The organism is Saccharopolyspora flava (assembly GCF_900116135.1).
Classification (GTDB): domain Bacteria; phylum Actinomycetota; class Actinomycetes; order Mycobacteriales; family Pseudonocardiaceae; genus Saccharopolyspora; species Saccharopolyspora flava.
On sequence record NZ_FOZX01000015.1, the window covers coordinates 39,326 to 55,832 of the forward strand.

Consider the following 16,507-nt stretch of genomic DNA (forward strand, 5'->3'; position numbering starts at 1 on the left):
CCGGTCAGCACGGCACGGTCAGGGTCTGGCGGACGTCCTCGCTGGAGCGCCCGACGAGCACCTCGTGGGAGCCCGGGGGGATCACCCACCCGTCGCCGGGCGTCCAGCGCTGCCAGGTCCGCTCCGGCAGCCGGATCGAGACCCGCTCGGTCGCACCGGGTTCGGCCTCGGCGGAGCCGAATCCGGCCAGCCTCGGCCCGGTTTCGCCGGGAGCGCGGACGTAGACCTGGACGACCTCGCGGCCCCGCCGCTCGCCGGTGTTGGTGATCGGCACGATCACCTCGTCACCGGCGAGCTCGGCCGGACCGTGCTCCCAGGTGGTGTAGCCGACACCCGAGCCGAAGGCGAAGCGGGCGGGCCTGCCCGCCTCCGCGAGATGCCGGTAGCCGGTGGGTTCGGCGTAGCGGCGGCGCAGGTCGGCGTCGAGGGTCTCGCCGTGGGTGGAGCGGTCCTCGTCGCGCATCGGCACCACCACCGGCATCCGGCCGCCCGGTTCAGCGTCGCCGGCCAGCACGCGGGCGAGCGCCTCGCCGAAGCCCTGGCCCGCGTACCAGCCGTGCAGCACGGCGGCGACGTCGTCGGCCCACGGGGCGTCGAGGGGGCGCCCGGCGTTGAGCACCACGACCGTGCGCGGGTTGACCCGCGCCACCTCGGTGATCAGCCGCAGCTGGTCGTCCGGGAGCGCGGAATCGGGCAGGTCGCGGCTCTCCCGGGAGGTGTTGTTCTCCTCCCCCACCACGAGCACCACGGTCTCGGCGCGCTCGGCGGCGGCCACCGCGCGGCCCAGCGCCTCGGGATCCGGTGGTGGCGCGGCGAGCACGTTGAGCGCCTGCACCCGTCCTCCGGCGGAACGCATCTCGACCTGCACGGTGACCGGTTCTCCCGCACGCAACCGGATCCGGCCGGTCTCGACCTCCGCGCGGGCGACCTGGCCCATCACGTCGCCGGGCGCCGGTGCCGGGCGGGAGGCCAGCACGCGGCCGTCGACCGACACCGTGGTGTCGCCCGAGCCGCCCGCGCCGATCTGCCACTCCCCGTCCACGTCCGGGGTGAGCACGGCGGTCAGCCGCAGCAGCCCGGGCTCGGTCGTCGGCCCGACACCGGGAACCTGGCCGAACCAGATGAACGCGCTGTCGCCGCGCACCTCGGTCAGCACCGGCTCGCCGTCGCGGACATGCTCCAGCAGCACGCCGGGCCGCCCGTCGGGCGTGCTCACCCGCAGCGCTGCGAGCGAGGTCGCGGGCACGTCCGGGACGCCGCGCTCGTGCACCACGTCGAAGCGCGCGCGCAGCGCCTCCAGCGGGGTGAGGACCTCGCGTTCCGGCCGGATCCGGCCGAACGTCGCGCCCTGGTAGCAGGGACGGTCGGCGTTGGGGCCCAGCACCGCGATGCCGCCCGGGGCCAGCGGTAGCACGTTGTCGTTGCGCACCAGCACGAACGACGACTCGGCGGCCTCGACCAGCACCCGGTGCGCCTCCTGCGCGTCGACCTCGTGGCGGGCGGTGACCTGGCGGGGGTGGCCGTCGAGCTTGCCGACCCGGCGGGCCAGCCGGCGCAGCCGCTCGATCATGTCCTCGATCCGCTCGGGCGGCACGAGCCCGTCGGCCGCGGCGCGCGCCAGCTTCTCCCCGAAGTGGATCGCCGGTCCCGGCATCTCCAGATCCAGGCCCGCCAGCGCGGGCGCGACGGTGTCGTGCAGCGCGAAGTAGTCGGAGACGACGACACCGTCGAAACCCCACTCCCCCTTGAGGATGCGCAGCAGCTCCGGGTGTTCGCAGCACGGGGTTCCGCCGAGCCGGTTGTAGGCGGCCATGACGCCCCAGGCCCCGGCCCGCACGGCCATCTCGAACGGCCGCAGGTAGACCTCGCGCAGCGAGACCTCGTCGACCTCGGCGCTCATCCGCTGGCGCTCGGTCTCGGTGTCGTTGCAGACCAGGTGCTTCGGGAACGACGCGACGCCGTGCTGCTGGACGCCCGCGACGAACGCCGCGCCCAGCGTCCCGGCCAGCACCGGGTCCTCGGAGAGCATCTCGAAGGTCCGCCCGGACAGGCCGGTGCGGGCCAGGTTGAGGTTCGGCGCGTAGATCGCGTCGAAGCCGCGCCGCCGCGCCTCGCAGGCCTGAGCGGAGGCGACCGCGCCCACGACCTCCGGGTTCCAGGTGGCCCCCAGCGCGATGCCGCTCGGCAGCAGCAGCGAGGTGTCGCGCTCGTCGAAGGTGGGGCTGACCAGCCCGGACGGCCCGTCGACCAGGTACATCCGGTCCAGGCCCAGGGAGGATTCGGGCAGGGTCGTGGCGCCCGTTTCCCCGGCGGTGACCCGCGTTTCGGGCTTCATGCGGCGGCCTCCCGGAACTTCGGCATGACCTCGGTGGCGAACAGCCGCATCGACTTGCGGCCCAGCTCGACGCGGTCCGGGGTGAGCGGACCGCCGAGGAATCCGCCGAGCACGTTGCCGATGCCGAGGTCGGCGACCTCGCGCAGCTTCTCGGTGACCGTGGCCGGGCTCCCCCACAGGCACCAGGTGCCCTGGTAGCCGGGCTTTCTCGCGTCGGGGTGCGGGCGCAGCTCCACACCGGTGATCGCCTCGGCCGCCTTGTTGGCGACGTGCTCGCGCTCGATCGCGCCCTGGTACTGCTCCATGAGGCGCTGGAACTCGTCCTCGGCCTGCGCGTCGCTGTCGGCGACGTGCACGTGCTGGTAGGTGTGCGTCGTCCACTCCAGCGCCCGCGCGACGCGCTCCTCGGAGTGCCCGGCGGCTTCCAGGGCCTCGCGGTAGGCCGCGTAGTAGTGCCGCAGGTGCTCCATCGGCTTGGCGTCGTCGATCGCCGGGGGCGTGAAGGCCGGGATGAACGCGGGCTGGGCCTGCTCGGCGGCGCGCCGGGTGCTCGACGGGCGCTGCGCCACCGACATCAGCTGCGGCCCGTCCGGCGAGTGCGGCGCGGGCACGATCCGCGACACCACCGAGCCCCGGTAGTGCCCGTTGTCGAACTCCACGGGCTCGTCCCCGGGACGCTTGGCCCACAACCGCTCCACGACGTCCAGGTTGGACACCGACAGCTCCTTGGTGTCCTGGTAGCGCACGCCGAGCCCGATCATCTCCTCGGGCGTGGTGCCGCTGCCGGTGCCGACCAGCACCTTGCCGTCGGTGAGCTGGTCGATGAGGTTGAGCCGCTCGGCGAAGCGCACCGGGTGGTGCAGCGGGATCGTCTGCACCGAGAACCCGAAGTGCAGCCGCGGCAGCTTCGCCGCCAGGTAGGCCGCGAACATCATCGGGTCGCTGGCCGGCGGCGCGTAGCCGGTGAAGTGGTGGTCCGGCAGGAACACCGCGTCGAAACCGAGCCGTTCGGCGTCGGTCGCGTGCTCCACCATCGCCTCGATCACCGCCCGATCCGACTCCGGTCCCGCGGAACGAGTGGTCAGGAACGCGGAGAAGTGCATGCAGACCTCCAGTGGTGACAACGCCGTCAACCCGCCTACCGGCGACCCAAAACCAGATTCAGAATGCTGGTTCTAGTTCTGGAGACTAGCCGCACCCCAACCCGAGGTCAACGGAGAAGACTCAGGCCAGATCGACGGAGAACCGCTGCAGGAGCGCGGCCTGACCCAGCGGGCTACCCCGGTCGATCCAGTGCGACAGGGCGGGGCGGGGTATCGAGCGCGATCTCGCCTGAGGTGTCGTGGTGAACGGGTGGTACGGATTTCGTTCACGGGTATCTTCCGGGAGTCCGGGAACTTAGGCTCGGGACATGTCGATCGCGATCAATGAAGATCACCGGCTTTTGAGCGAGACCGTGTCGGATCTGCTGGTGCGGCGTGAGGCGCGGGGCGTCGGCCGCGCGCTGCTGGAGGCCGAGACCGAGGAACTGCCCGCGTTCTGGCGCGAGGCCGCCGAGCTGGGCTGGCTGGGCCTGCACCTTCCCGAGGAGTTCGGCGGAGCGGGCTTCGGGCTCGAGGAAACCGTCGTCGTCGCCGAGCAGATGGGGCGGGCGGTGGCACCCGGCCCGTTCGCGCCGACGGTCATCGCGTCCGCGGTGATCGAGCAGGCGGGCGACGACGCGGCGAAGAAGCGGTTCCTGCCCGGGCTCGCCGACGGATCGGTGCCCGCCGGGACGGCGCTGGACGCCGAGATCGAGCTCTCCGGCGGCACCGCGACCGGCTCCGCGCCCGCGGTCCTGGGCGGTGGGCTCGCGCGGCTGCTGGTGCTGCCCTGCGGCGAGGACGTCGTGATCGTCGAGGTCGGCGACGGGGTCACCGTCGAGGTCCCGGCGAACCTGGACCCGTCGCGCCGCTGCGCGCGGGTGTCGCTGTCCTCGGCTCCCGCCGTCGTGCTGCCCGGGGCCCGCCAGGCGCTGGTCGACCTGGCGCGCGTGGTGCTGTCGGCCGAGGCCGCCGGGGTGGCGCGGGAGTGCACCGAGATCGCCGCCGCCTACGCCAAGGAGCGCGAGCAGTTCGGCCGGGTGATCGGCACGTTCCAGGCCGTCAAGCACCACTGCGCCGACATGGCGGTGGCCACCGAGCTGGTCACCAGCGCCGCCTGGGACGCCGCCCGCGCCGTGCCGACCGGCGGCGACCAGCTGTCCTTCGCCGCCTCGGCCGCCGCCGCGCTCGCCGCACCGGCGGCGGACCTGTGCGCCAACCTCAACACCCAGGTGCACGGCGGCATCGCGATCACCTGGGAGCACGACGCGCACCTGTACATGCGGCGGGCCACCGCGTTGCTGGCGCTGCTGCCCGCCGACGAGGCCGCCACCGAGCTCACCGACCTCACCCGCCGCGGCGTCACCCGGGCGCGCACCGTGGAGCTGCCGCCCGAGGCCGAGGCGCTGCGCGGCGAGATCCGCGCGGTCGCCGGCGAGATCGCCGCGCTGCCCGAGGACCGGCAGAAGGAGCGGCTCATCGAGACCGGCTACGTGATGCCGCACTGGCCGAAGCCCTACGGCCGCGCCGCCGGTGCCGTCGAACAGCTCGTGGTGGAGCAGGAGTTCGCCGCGGCCGGGGTGCAGCGCCCCTCCTACGGCATCACGGGCTGGGTGATCCTCACGCTCATCCAGTACGGCACCGAGCAGCAGGTGGCGCGCTGGGTCGGGCCCGCGCTGCGCCAGGACGTCATCTGGTGCCAGCTGTTCAGCGAGCCCGCCGCCGGATCGGACGCGGCCGGCATCCGCACCCGCGCGACCCGCGTGGAGGGCGGCTGGCGGGTCAACGGGCAGAAGGTGTGGACCAGCGGCGCGCACAAGGCGGGCATGGGTTTCGCGACCGTGCGCACCGATCCGGACGTGCCCAAGCACCAGGGCATCACGATGATGGTCATCGACATGCACGCCGAAGGCGTCGAGGTCCGGCCGATCAAGATGCCGTCGGGGGCCTCGGAGTTCAACGAGGTGTTCTTCGAGGACGTGTTCGTGCCCGACGAGGACGTGGTCGGGCCGATCGACGGCGGCTGGACGGTCGCACGCGCCACGCTGGGCAACGAGAGCGTCAGCATCGGCGGCGGTCAGGGCACCATGTCGACCCCGGCCTCGGCGATGGTCCCGCACCTCGACGCCCACCCGGAGCGGTTGACCGGCGGCGCGGTCCGCATCGGCCGGTACGCGGCCGAGCACCACGCGATGGAGATGCTCAACATGCGTTCGGCGCACCGCGCGGTCGCCGGTGGTGAACCGGGTCCGGAAGGCGCGATCACCAAGCTCGTCCTCTCCGAGCTAGGGCACGACGCGGCGTCGATCATGACCGCCCTGAGCGGCCCGGAGTCGGTCTACCTGGACGGACCGGGTGCTTTCAGCGGCGCCCTCGCGCTCCTCCACCGCGGCCTGTCCATCGCGGGCGGCACCAGCGAGATCAAGCGCAACCAGATCGGCGAACGCATCCTCGGCCTCCCCCGGGACCCCCTGATCAAGTGACGACCACGGGGTGGAGCTCCCCCGGAAACCTCCACCCCGTCCATCACCCCTCGGGTGGGACAGTTTTCATGAAAACTGTCCCACCACAAGACCCCTCACCACGTGCTGATGGTGGTGGCAGTTTTCATGAAAACTTCCCCCTCCCCACACCACCGAGTTCCCGGACGTGGGAACGGTTTTCCCGAAAACGTCACCGTTTCCCCAGGTCACGTGGTGATGATCGGACAGTTTTCATGAAAACTGTCATCAATGACCCACTCACCACGTGGTGTCCACGTGGTGTCGTGGGTGGTGACAGTTTTCATGAAAACTGTCCCCACCCACGAGCGTCGGGTGAGTGCCGGGGGCGGTCAGAGGCGTTCGATGATGGTGGCGTTGGCCGTGCCGCCGCCCTCGCACATGGTTTGCAGGCCGTAGCGCAGGTCCTTCTCGCGCATGCGGGCCAGCAGGCGGGTCATGAGGATCGCGCCCGACCCGCCCAGCGGGTGCCCGACGGCGATGGCGCCGCCGAGGGGGTTGAGGCGTTCCGGGTCGGCCCCGGTGTCGGCCAGCCAGGCCAGCGGGACCGGCGCGAACGCCTCGTTGACCTCGTAGGTCCCGATGTCCTCGATGGACAGACCCGACCGCCGCAACACCTTGCGGGTGGCCGGGATCGGGCCGGTGAGCATCGTGATCGGGTCCGCGCCGCTGACCGCACCGCTGTGGTAGCGGGCGATCGGTGTCAGCCCGAGCTCGCGGGCGCGTTCGGAGGTGGTGATCAGCAGCGCGGCGGCGCCGTCGGAGATCTGCGAGGAGTTGCCGGCGTGGATGACGCCGTCCTCCTTGAACGCGGTCTTGAGGCCGCTCAGCTTCTCCGGCGTGGTGCCGCGCCGGAGTCCCTCGTCGGCGGTGAACTTGGTGCCCTCGACGTCGATCGGGATGATGTGGTCGTCGAAGAGCCCCCGGTCGATCGCCTCGGCCGCGCGGGCGTGCGAGGCGGCCGAGTACTCGTCGAGCCGCTGCCGGGACAAGCCCCACCGCTCGGCGATGAGTTCGGCGCCGATGCCCTGGTTGAAGGCGAACCCGTCGTAGCGCTCGGTCACCGCCGGGCCGTACGGCTGCCCGGTCTGGCGGGCCGAGCCGAGCGGGACGCGGCTCATCGACTCCACCCCGCCGGCGACCACGACGTCGTACTGGCCGGCCATGACGGCGTGCGCGGCCGAGTCGACGGCCTGCTGGCTGGAGCCGCAGGCCCGGTTGATCGTCTGCCCCGGCACGTGCTCGGGCCATCCCGCAGCCAGGGCGGCGAAGCGGCCGACGTTGCTGGACTGGTCGCCGACCTGCGACACGCAGCCCCACACCACGTCGTCGACATCGGCGGGATCGACGCCGGTGCGCTCCACCAACGCCGTCAGCACCCGCGCCGAGAGGTCCTGCGGGTGGATCCCGGACAGCGTTCCGTTGCGCTTGCCGATGGGCGTGCGGACGGCGTCGACGATGACGGCATCCCTCATGACCGGACTCCCCTCACTCCCCGCGCCAGACGGGCTTGCGCTTCTCGGCGAAGGCGATCGCGCCCTCCTGGGCGTCGGCGGAGGTGAACACCGGCGCGGCGATCTCCGACTGCCGCGCGAAGGCCTCCTCGTCGGTCCAGGTCACGGCACCGGCGACGATCTGCTTGGTGGCGCGCACCGCCAGCGGCCCGTTGGCGGCGATGCGCGCGGCCAGCTCCCGCGCCTCGGCCAGCGCGCCGCCGGGCTCGGTGAGCTTGTTGACCAGGCCGTGCTGGTGGGCGGTCTCGGCGGTGATCGGGTCGCCGGTCAGCGCGATCTCCATCGCCAGCTGGTACGGCAGCGTCTTGGGCAGCCGCAGCAGCCCGCCTGCGGCGGCGACGAGGCTGCGCTTGACCTCGGGCAGCCCGAACTTCGACTCCCGGGAGGCGACGATGAGGTCGGCCGACAGCGCCAGTTCGCAGCCACCGGCCAGCGCCCAGCCCTCGACGGCGGCGATGAGCGGCTTGGTCGGGGGCTTCTCGGTGAGCCCGCCGAACCCGCGCCCGGGCAGTGAGGGCCGCTCACCTCGGGTGAAGGCCTTGAGGTCCATGCCCGCGCAGAAGGTGCCCCCGGCACCGGTGAGCACGGCCGCGGTCAGGTCACCGCGGGATTCGAACTCGTCGATCGCGGCCGCGATGCCCTCGGCGACCGAGCGGTCGACGGCGTTGCGGGCCTCGGGGCGGTTGATGGTGATCTGCGCGATCCCGTCCGCGAACTCGGTCAGAACACTGTCACTCATCGGCGGATCTCCTGTGATCGGCTCGGCGGCTCCGGTCAGCTTAACGGTCGCTAGCTTGGGAATCGACTGCTGGCGCGGCATCGATCTCGGCGAGCAGCCGCGCCTTGAGCTCCGGTTCGGCGAAGCTCGCCTCCACCCCGTTGCGGGCCAGGCCCGCGAGCCGCGCGTGGTCCAGCCCCATGCGCTGAGCGGCGTGGTACTCGCCGGTGAGGTCGGTGCCGAACATGGGCGGGTCGTCGGAGTTGAGGGTGACCAGCAGCCCGGCGTCGAGCATCCGCGGCAGCGGGTGCTCCTCGAGCCCGGCCACCACCCGCGTGCGCAGGTTCGAGGTCGGCGAGACGTCCAGCGGGATCCGGTGTTCGCGCAGGTGGGCGACCAGGTCGGGGTCGCGGAGGCTGGCGATGCCGTGGCCGATGCGGTCGGCGCCGAGGTCGCGCAGCGCGGTCCACACGCTGTCCGGCCCGCCGGTCTCCCCGGCGTGCGGCAGGCTGCGCAGCCCGGCGTCGCGGGCGCGCGCGAAGATCCCGGCGAAGGGCGCGCGGTCGACCTCGATGCCGCCGACGCTGAACCCGAGCACGCTGTCCGGCCCGTGCCGCAGCGCCGCCTCGAGCGTCGCCGCCCCGGCCTCCACGCCGAAGTCGCCGGAGAAGTCGGGGACCCAGCGGACGGTGATGTCGTGCTCGGCCTCGACCTCCAACCGCCCGCGTTCGAGCCCGGCGAAGACCAGCTCGGCGGGGATGCCGCGCTTGAGGTGGTTGGACAGGCTGAAGTTCATCTCCGCGTAGCGCACGTTCTGCCCCGCCAGGGCGCGGAGAGTCTCGGCGGCCAGCAGCGCGAAGTCGTCCTCGTCGCAGAGCACCCGCACCGCGTTGCGGTAGACGTCGATGAAGTGCGCGAAGTCGCGGAACCCGTACCAGGCCCGCACCTCCTCCAGGGTGCCGGGCAGGTCGGCGATGCCGTGCTTGCGCGCGAGCTGCAGCAGGGTCGCCGGCTGCATCGAGCCCTCCAGGTGCACGTGGAGCTCGACCTTGGGCAGGGAGTCGATGAAGGTGCTGCGCATCCCTCGATCCTGACCCGTCGATCACCTCCTGTCGAACCCGTGACATCGCCCGGCTCGGGACATACGGTCGAGAGCGCTCGACGACGAGAAGGGACTTCGATGGCCAAGCAGCGCGCCCAGGTTCAGATGACGCCGGAGGAGATCGAGGCGTTCCTGGCCACCCGTCGCACGGCGACGTTGTCCACGCTGGGCCCGTCCGGGCACCCGCACGCGGTGGCGATGTGGTTCGCGCTGCTCGACGGGGTGATCTGGTTCGAGACCAAGGCCAAGGCGCAGAAGGCCATCAACATCGGGCGCGACCCGCGGGTGACCGTTCTGGTCGAGGACGGGCTGACCTACGAGACGCTGCGCGGCGTGTCCCTGGAGGGGCGGGCCGAGATCGTCGACGACCCGGACGCGCTGTGGGCGGTGGGCGTCAACATCTGGGAGCGCTACCACGGCCCCTACACCGACGAGGTCAAGCCGCTGGTGGAGTACATGCTGCACAAGCGGGTCGCCGTGCGGGTCGACGTCGAGCGCACGCGCTCGTGGGATCACCGCAAGCTCGGCCTCGACCCGACTCCGCTGGGCGGCACCACGGCACCGCACTACTCCTGAGTCCTCGGTGGATTATTCCAGCGCTCGTTGCTGAAAACGGCGTAACTGCAGCGGATTCGCGCCGCACGGGGTTCCCGTCCTGGCAGGGTGGATGGCACATCATCCGTCCCCCTGTCGTGGAATCGAGGGAACCACCTTGCCGATACCCGGATCCCGTCCGCTCGCCGACTTCCTGCGCCTGGAGGCCAGTCACGATCGGCTCGTCGGCGAGAGACTCGTTCCCGTCGACGGCGATGACGCGACGAGAGCCGAATGGTTGTACGAGCGGGCGGGTTTCGGGCTGCTGGCGCTGGACCTGTCGGAATCCCGGTTCTACTACGCCAATCTCACCGCCCAGCGGCACTTCGAGTACGCCTGGGACGAGTTCCTCGGGATGCCCTCGCACCTCTCGGCCCCGCCCGAGGGGCAGCAGGACCGGGACCGGTTCCTCGGCGCGGTCCGCGAGAAGGGCTTCGCCGACGGCTACCGCGGCGTGCGGGTGGCGGCCTCGGGTCGCCGGTTCTGGATCGAGGACGTGCTCATGTGGAACGTGCTCGACGAGACCGGCGAACCGATCGGGCAGGCCGCGATGATCCGCGACTGGACCGACTGCGGGTGACGCATCCCCTGGTCAGGTGACGAAGTTGATGATGCCCTGCACCCTCCCCCGACGTCGTCGATGCTGGCCGGGGCCGGAGGAGCGGGAGGGCGCATGGCGTCGTTCGAGTGTCGCGTGTTCGTGGACGGGGTGCTGAGCGCGCGTCCGCCCACGCTGCGCGAGGCCGCCGACGTCCTGCGCGGCGATGAGGGCGTGGTGTGGATCGGGTTGCGCGATCCCGACCCGGCGACGCTCGACACCGCCGCCGAGCTGTTCGCGCTGCACCCGCTGGCCATCGAGGACACCCAGAAGGGCCATCAGCGCGCCAAGATCGAGCGCTACGGCGACGCGCTGTTCGTGGTGATCCGCCCCAGCTGGTACGCCGAGACCGTCGAGTTCGGCGAGGTGCACCTGTTCATCGGGCACCGCTTCGTCATCACCGTCCGCCGCGGGGAGCGGCCCGACCTCACCGCGGCCCGCGAGGCGCTGGAGGCCGATCCGGAGTTCCTGGGCTTCGGGCCGGAGGCGATGGTCACGGCACTGCTGGACGCGCTGGTCGACGGCTACGCGCCGGTCGTCGCCCGCCTGCAGGACGACGTCGACGGCGTCGAGGACAGCCTGTTCGGGCAGCGTCGGGTCGATCCGCAGCTGTCCGAGCGGATCTACCACCTGCTGGAGAAGGTCATCGGGATGCAGCGGGCCGTCGACCCGCTCTCCGGGGTCCTGCGCGAGCTGATGAGCGGCGGCGCCGTCGAGCACGAGGAGGTGCGGCACCGGCTGCGCAACGTCCTCGACCACACCACCCGGGTCTCCGAGTCCGTGGACACGTTGCGCTCGCTGCTGGAGAGCTCCCTGTCGGTGCACTCCACGCTGATCTCCCTGGAGCAGAACGAGGAGATGCGCCGCATCTCCAGCGCGAGCCTCGCCCAGGGCGAGGAGAGCCGCCGTCTCGCCGAGGAGACCATCCAGCAGGGCGAGCAGATGAAGAAGATCTCCTCCTGGGCGGCGATCCTGTTCACCCCCACGCTCGTGGCCGGCGTCTACGGGATGAACTTCGACCACATGCCGGAGCTGCACTGGCTCGCCGGCTATCCCTTCGCCCTGGCGCTGATGCTCGGGCTGGGCGTCTCGTTGTGGATCATCTTCAAGCACAAGCGCTGGCTCTGACCTGCGCGTCCGCGCTCGCGAGCGCGGTCGGCACCCGGGGCGGTGAGCCGGGGAGGCGGGGCCGGGTAGACTCCTTTTCCGCTCCGGCGTGCTGACCAGCGTGAACGTTGTCGTCGTGGCGTCGACAACCATCCCGACCGCAGCGCACGCGTCCGCCGGTGATCCCCAGCGCAGCGGCCCACCCCGTCCATCACGCCGCCGACCGAGTCACGGAGTCCGCGAACCACGACCCGCCCTGTCGGATCTCGGCGTCACGGCACCCGCGTGCCCGCGACCGGGCCGCGAGACCACCTTCCCCCAGCTCACGGAGTTCACCCTTGCCCGATCCCTCCCCCGCGCCGTCGCAGCACCGGCGGCCCGGTCCGGTCCTGCACGTCTCGCTCGCCCTGGCGGCGGCGATCGTCGTGTGGGGCACCGCCGCCGGGGACTCGCTGTCCCAGGCCGGCTCGGCCGCGCTCAACGGCATCACCCGCAGCTTCGGCTGGGCCTACCTGCTGGTCTCGCTCGGGTTCCTGGTCTTCCTGGTGTTCCTGGCGTGCAGCCGCTACGGCCGGTTGCGACTCGGCGGCGACGACGAACGTCCCGCCTTCCGCAGGCTCACCTGGTACGCGATGATCCTGTCGGCGGTGATGGGCATCGGCCTGATCTCCTACGGCGTCGCCGAGCCGATCTCCCACCTCGCCGCACCGCCGCACGGGCTGGCCGCGCCGATGACCCCGAACGCGGCGGTGACCGCGATGCAGTTCTCCTTCTTCGACTGGGGCCTGCACGCCTGGGGGATCTTCGCCGTGGTCGGCCTGGCGATGTCCTGGTCGATGTTCCGGCGCGGACGCCCGGGCCTGGTCAGCGCCCTGTTCCGGCCGCTGCTGGGCTCGCGCACCGAGGGGCCCGTGGGCGGGGCGATCGACGTGTTCGCCGTGGTGGCGACGCTGTTCGGCACCACCACCTCGCTCGGGCTGGGCGCCATGCAGATCAACGGCGGGTTCACCGCCCTGTTCGGCATCCCCGACTCCCGGCCGGTGCAGTTCGCGATCATCGGCGTGATCACGCTGCTGTTCACCGCCTCGGCGCTGACCGGGGTGGCGCGCGGCATCCGGTACCTGTCGGAGACCAGCATGGGGCTGGGCGCGCTGCTGTTCGTCTTCGTGCTCGTGGTCGGCCCGACGCTGTACCTGGTGGACCTGTACGTGCAGAGCATCGGGCGCTACATCAGCGAGCTGGTGTCGACGAGCCTGATCACCCCGGCCAACGGCGACCTCGGGTTCATGCAGGACTGGACCTACTTCATGCTCGCCTGGTGGCTGTCGTGGGCGGCGTTCGTGGGCGTGTTCCTCGCGCGCATCTCGCGCGGCCGCACCATCCGCGAGTTCGTCACCGGCGTGCTGGTGGTGCCCAGCGCGGTGTTCTCGGTGTGGTTCACCGCCTTCGGCGGCACCGCGATCCACAGCGACCTCGTCGGCACGACCCGCATCGCCGCCTCGGCCGCGGCGGACGCGAACTCGGCGTTCTTCGCGACGCTGCAGTCGCTGCCGCTGCCCACGCTCACCTCGATCCTGACGATCGTGCTGGTCGTGCTGTTCTTCGTCTCCGGCGCCGACGCGAACACCTTCGTGCTGGGGATGCTCACCAGCCGCGGCACCGAGCAGCCCCCGCAGTGGATCCTGGCGCTGTGGGGCGTGGTGACCGGCGCCGCCGCGATCGCCCTGCTGGCCGCGGGCGGGCTGGAGTCGCTGCAGCAGATGGTGATCGTCACCTCGGCACCGTTCCTGATCATCCTGGTCGGCGTCGCCGTGGCCTTCTGGAAGGACCTCACCACCGAGTTCGTCCCGCACCGCCTGGAAGAGCCGGTCGCGCCGTCGTCGAAGTTATAACCTCGCCTTGACCCGACGTCGTTCCGACGTGGACAACTCGGACATTCGCTGCCCTCCTCGCTTGCAGGACAGCGCAAATCGCTGGTCGCCCGACCTCCGAAAGCGGTGTTGTAGGCTATAAGCAAGCGAGGAGGGCGGTTGATGACCAAGAGCGACGTGGCCTACGACGAGGTGCGGGAGAAGATCCTCTCCGGGGAGTTCCCACCCGGGTCGGTGATCAACCAGGCCACCCTGGCCCACTCCATCGGCATCAGCACCACCCCGCTGCGGGAGGCGCTGCGGCGCCTCAAGGCCGAAGGGCTGGTCGAGCTCGGCGCGCACCGCGACGCCAAGGTCACCGAGCTCAAGGCCGAGGAGAACCGGGACCTGCTGGAGATGCGGCGCTCCCTCGACCCGATGGCCGCCTCGCTGGCCGCGCAGCGGCGCACCAAGGACGACATCGCCGAGATCCGCGCCTCCCTGGAAGGCCTGCGGGCGATGCCCGGCGACCCCGACTACGCGCACCTGCTGCACCACCGGCGCTACCACCGCGCGATCTACCGGGCCTCGCACAACGAGCTGCTCGTCGAGGCGCTGGAAGGCCTGTGGGACAAGGCCGATCGCTACCGCCGGTTCGCCCTGGAGGTCGACCGGGGTCCGGAGGCCAGGGCCAAGAAGGACGAGGAGCACCGGATGCTCGCCGAGACGATCATCGCCGGTGACTCCGACGGCGCGGCCGCGGTGATGATCGAGCACATCGACACCAGCCTCGCCGTGCAGGCGACCCACCGGCTGCTGTCGTGAGGTTCGCCCACCGCCAGGTCTGGGCGCTGCTCGGGCACGCCGCCCTCGCCCAGCTGATCACCTTCGTCCTGCGCCCGGCCACCACCTACCGGGCCCTGGAACTCGGCGTCCCGGCCTCGTGGCTCGGCGTGCTGTCGGGCAGCTTCGCGCTGGTCCCGCTGGTGCTGGCGCTGCCCGCCGGGCACATCGTCGACCGGCTTGGCGAACGCCGCGTGATGTTCGCCGGCAGCCTGCTGATGTGCGCGGCCGGGATCGTGCTGCTCACGCTCGGGCACACCGTGCCCGGACTGGTCGCCGGGAGCATCGTGCTCGGCACCGCGCACCTGGGCGCGATCGTCGGGCAGCAGGCGCTCGTGGCCAACAGCGCCACCTCCGGCCGGATGGATTCCGCGTTCGGCTACTACACCTTCGCCGCCTCGCTCGGCCAGGCCGCCGGGCCGCTGATGATCGTCGCGTTCGGCGGCTCGCAGGCCATCCCGAACACCACCCCGATCTTCGCGGGCAGCATCGCGATCGCCGTGGCGCTGTTCGCCATCACCTTCGCCATCGAGAGCACCCGCACCGAGCGCGGACCGGCCGCCACCGAGAACATCGGCGTGCGCCAACTGCTGCGCATCCCGGGGCTGGCCGGAGCGCTGCTGACCGCGTGCACCGTGCTGGCGGCCGTGGACATCTCGCTGGTCTACCTGCCCGCGCTCGGGGCCGAGCGCGGCATCGCGTCCTCGCTGATCGGCACGCTGCTGGTGCTGCGCGCGGCCTCGTCGATGGCCTCGCGGTTCTTCCTCGGGCGGCTCTCCGAGGTGCTCGGACGCCGCAGGCTGCTGATCCTGAGCATCTTCGCGGCCTCGGCCGGGCTCGTCGCCGCCGCCGCGCCGGTCCCGGTGTGGCTGCTGCTCGTGGCCGTCACGGTCGCCGGGTTCGGGCTCGGCGTGGGGCAGCCGCTGACCATGTCCTGGCTCGCCGAGTCCGCCCCGCCGGGCGCCCGCGGGCGCGCGATGTCGTTGCGGCTCACCGGGAACCGGGCCGGGCAGGTGATCATCCCCGGCACGATCGGACTAGTCGCGGCGGGCCTCGGCTCGGCCGGGGTCCTCTGGGTCACCGCGGGCGGCCTCGCGCTCACCGGACTGCTGGCCCGCAACCTCCCGGTCAACCGCAGCTGACCGCGCGAACCGGGGAATGATCTCCCGATCACGGGGAGGTAACCCACCGCGACTTTCCGCAATTCTCGGTGGGTCGCAGCACGCCGTGGTGAGTTCATCGCGCGCACTCGCGCGGGCGTTACGAATTCTTCGAAAAACGGCCTGGAACAGGGGAAATCACGCCGCGTTCGCATTCCACTACGGTTTCCAACCTACTCCGGAGTACGGTTGTCCGCTTCGAATTGACTGTGTATGGTCGCTGCCGTTGTGAACGGCCAGTCGGGGCTACGTGGGCCGCTTCTCTTTAAACGAGTGCCGCCTACACGATTTAGGGAATCATGGGTCCTTTAGGCTCGACGACCGAGTTCGGTTTCGGCTGGTTGACACCGGTCCTGTCGTTCGTCATGGCGTGCGTCGGCGCCGGGCTCGGACTGCGCTGCATGGTCCGGGCGCTGGGGACCACCGGACGCGCCCGGCGCAGCTGGCTGATCAACGGCGCCTTCGCCATCGGCACCGGGATCTGGACGATGCACTTCATCGCGATGCTGGGCTTCAGCGTCGTGGGCACCGACATCCGCTACGACGTGCCGCTGACGGTGTTGAGCCTGGTCGTGGCCATCATCGTGGTCGGCATCGGGGTTTTCGTCGTCAGCTACAGCCGCAGCAAGACGCCCGCGGTGCTCGGCGGCGGGGTGATCACCGGCCTCGGCGTCGCGGTCATGCACTACGTGGGCATGGCGGCGATGCGGATGTCCGGCTCGATCAGCTACGCACCGCTGACGGTGGCGCTGTCGGTGCTGATCGCGGTCGTGGCGGCCACCGCCGCGCTGTGGGCGACGCTGACGGTGACCGGGCCGGTCGCGGCCTTCGGCGCCTCGGTGGTCATGGGCATCGCGGTGAGCCTCATGCACTACACCGGAATGTCTGCGGTGAACGTCCACCTGCATTCCGGGGCGCACTCCATGCATTCAGAACTGCCCGGCGCCACGCCGATGGCGTTCATCTTCCCGCTGACCGTGCTGCTGGGCACCTACCTGTTCCTGTCCTCGGCGTTCGTGGCGATCTCGCCCAACGTCAGATCCGGGAAAACCACCGCCCGAGCACCCGAAGAACGTCAGACCGTCTCCGGATAACAACCGTTC

Annotated in this window: 13 protein-coding genes; 8 read left to right on the plus strand and 5 right to left on the minus strand. The window is 71.3% G+C overall.

The genetic code is table 11. The features are described from left to right. Positions 1–4 precede the first annotated feature (4 nt). Together BM424_RS27390 and BM424_RS27395 are read right to left on the minus strand one after the other, a co-directional pair. Positions 5–2,335 carry a glycoside hydrolase family 3 protein gene (locus BM424_RS27390; RefSeq protein ID WP_093423976.1) on the minus strand — a complete coding sequence of 777 codons (2,331 nt, stop codon included), beginning with the start codon at positions 2,333–2,335 and terminating at the stop codon, positions 5–7. Further along, positions 2,332–3,438: an LLM class flavin-dependent oxidoreductase gene (locus tag BM424_RS27395; protein ID WP_093423979.1), complete on the minus strand. Its 1,107-nt coding sequence runs from the start codon at positions 3,436–3,438 to the stop codon at positions 2,332–2,334. Before BM424_RS27395 ends, BM424_RS27390 begins: the two co-directional genes overlap by 4 nt. A 308-nt stretch (positions 3,439–3,746) precedes the next feature. On the opposite strand from BM424_RS27395, the gene BM424_RS27400 reads away from it, so the two are divergent. After that, positions 3,747–5,900: an acyl-CoA dehydrogenase family protein gene (locus tag BM424_RS27400; RefSeq protein WP_093423982.1), complete on the plus strand. Its 2,154-nt coding sequence runs from the start codon at positions 3,747–3,749 to the stop codon at positions 5,898–5,900. A 350-nt stretch (positions 5,901–6,250) separates the two neighbouring features. On the opposite strand, the gene BM424_RS27405 is transcribed toward BM424_RS27400, so the two are convergent. From BM424_RS27405 to add, 3 genes are read right to left on the minus strand one after another with little or no spacing between them, the layout of a single operon-like run. Then, complete coding sequence (locus BM424_RS27405; RefSeq protein WP_093423984.1) at positions 6,251–7,393, minus strand: thiolase family protein; 1,143 nt, start codon at positions 7,391–7,393, stop codon at positions 6,251–6,253. Between the two features lie 13 nt (positions 7,394–7,406). Then, entirely contained in the window at positions 7,407–8,171 is a 765-nt protein-coding gene (locus BM424_RS27410) for a crotonase/enoyl-CoA hydratase family protein (RefSeq protein WP_093423987.1), read from the minus strand. 40 nt (positions 8,172–8,211) lie between these two features. Beyond that, positions 8,212–9,231 (minus strand): adenosine deaminase, encoded by a 1,020-nt coding sequence (add, locus tag BM424_RS27415; protein WP_093423990.1) that lies wholly within the window; start codon positions 9,229–9,231, stop codon positions 8,212–8,214. Between the two features lie 99 nt (positions 9,232–9,330). Between add and BM424_RS27420 the strand changes: the two genes are divergently transcribed. The 7 genes from BM424_RS27420 to BM424_RS27450 all read left to right on the plus strand — a co-directional run bounded on the left by BM424_RS27420 (position 9,331) and on the right by BM424_RS27450 (position 16,498). Then, positions 9,331–9,828, plus strand: a complete 498-nt coding sequence (locus BM424_RS27420; RefSeq protein WP_217649860.1) for a pyridoxamine 5'-phosphate oxidase family protein — start codon at positions 9,331–9,333, stop codon at positions 9,826–9,828. Between the two features lie 136 nt (positions 9,829–9,964). Continuing rightward, on the plus strand, positions 9,965–10,426 hold the full coding sequence (locus BM424_RS27425) for an MEKHLA domain-containing protein (protein WP_217649861.1): 462 nt from the start codon (positions 9,965–9,967) through the stop codon (positions 10,424–10,426). A 93-nt stretch (positions 10,427–10,519) separates the two neighbouring features. Continuing rightward, positions 10,520–11,572, plus strand: a complete 1,053-nt coding sequence (locus BM424_RS27430) for a magnesium and cobalt transport protein CorA (RefSeq protein ID WP_093423996.1) — start codon at positions 10,520–10,522, stop codon at positions 11,570–11,572. A gap of 317 nt (positions 11,573–11,889) precedes the next feature. Next, complete coding sequence (locus BM424_RS27435; RefSeq protein WP_093423999.1) at positions 11,890–13,443, plus strand: BCCT family transporter; 1,554 nt, start codon at positions 11,890–11,892, stop codon at positions 13,441–13,443. Positions 13,444–13,584: 141 nt separating this feature from the next. Next, positions 13,585–14,226 (plus strand): GntR family transcriptional regulator, encoded by a 642-nt coding sequence (locus BM424_RS27440; protein WP_175548289.1) that lies wholly within the window; start codon positions 13,585–13,587, stop codon positions 14,224–14,226. Next, positions 14,223–15,386, plus strand: coding sequence for an MFS transporter (locus BM424_RS27445; RefSeq protein ID WP_093424004.1), 1,164 nt, complete (start codon positions 14,223–14,225; stop codon positions 15,384–15,386). Before BM424_RS27440 ends, BM424_RS27445 begins: the two co-directional genes overlap by 4 nt. Positions 15,387–15,703: 317 nt before the next feature. Continuing rightward, on the plus strand, positions 15,704–16,498 hold the full coding sequence (locus BM424_RS27450) for an MHYT domain-containing protein (protein WP_093424007.1): 795 nt from the start codon (positions 15,704–15,706) through the stop codon (positions 16,496–16,498). The last annotated feature ends 9 nt before the right edge of the window (positions 16,499–16,507 follow it).

Bases quoted from the DNA above. Each gene is read 5' to 3' on its own strand.
- BM424_RS27390 (WP_093423976.1), bottom strand. From the start codon at position 2,335: ATGAAGCCCGAAACGCGGGTCACCGCCGGGGAAACGGGCGCCACGACC.
- BM424_RS27395 (WP_093423979.1), bottom strand. From the start codon at position 3,438: ATGCACTTCTCCGCGTTCCTGACCACTCGTTCCGCGGGACCGGAGTCG.
- BM424_RS27400 (WP_093423982.1), top strand. From the start codon at position 3,747: ATGTCGATCGCGATCAATGAAGATCACCGGCTTTTGAGCGAGACCGTG.
- BM424_RS27405 (WP_093423984.1), bottom strand. From the start codon at position 7,393: ATGAGGGATGCCGTCATCGTCGACGCCGTCCGCACGCCCATCGGCAAG.
- BM424_RS27410 (WP_093423987.1), bottom strand. From the start codon at position 8,171: ATGAGTGACAGTGTTCTGACCGAGTTCGCGGACGGGATCGCGCAGATC.
- add (WP_093423990.1), bottom strand. From the start codon at position 9,231: ATGCGCAGCACCTTCATCGACTCCCTGCCCAAGGTCGAGCTCCACGTG.
- BM424_RS27420 (WP_217649860.1), top strand. From the start codon at position 9,331: ATGGCCAAGCAGCGCGCCCAGGTTCAGATGACGCCGGAGGAGATCGAG.
- BM424_RS27430 (WP_093423996.1), top strand. From the start codon at position 10,520: ATGGCGTCGTTCGAGTGTCGCGTGTTCGTGGACGGGGTGCTGAGCGCG.
- BM424_RS27440 (WP_175548289.1), top strand. From the start codon at position 13,585: ATGACCAAGAGCGACGTGGCCTACGACGAGGTGCGGGAGAAGATCCTC.
- BM424_RS27450 (WP_093424007.1), top strand. From the start codon at position 15,704: ATGGGTCCTTTAGGCTCGACGACCGAGTTCGGTTTCGGCTGGTTGACA.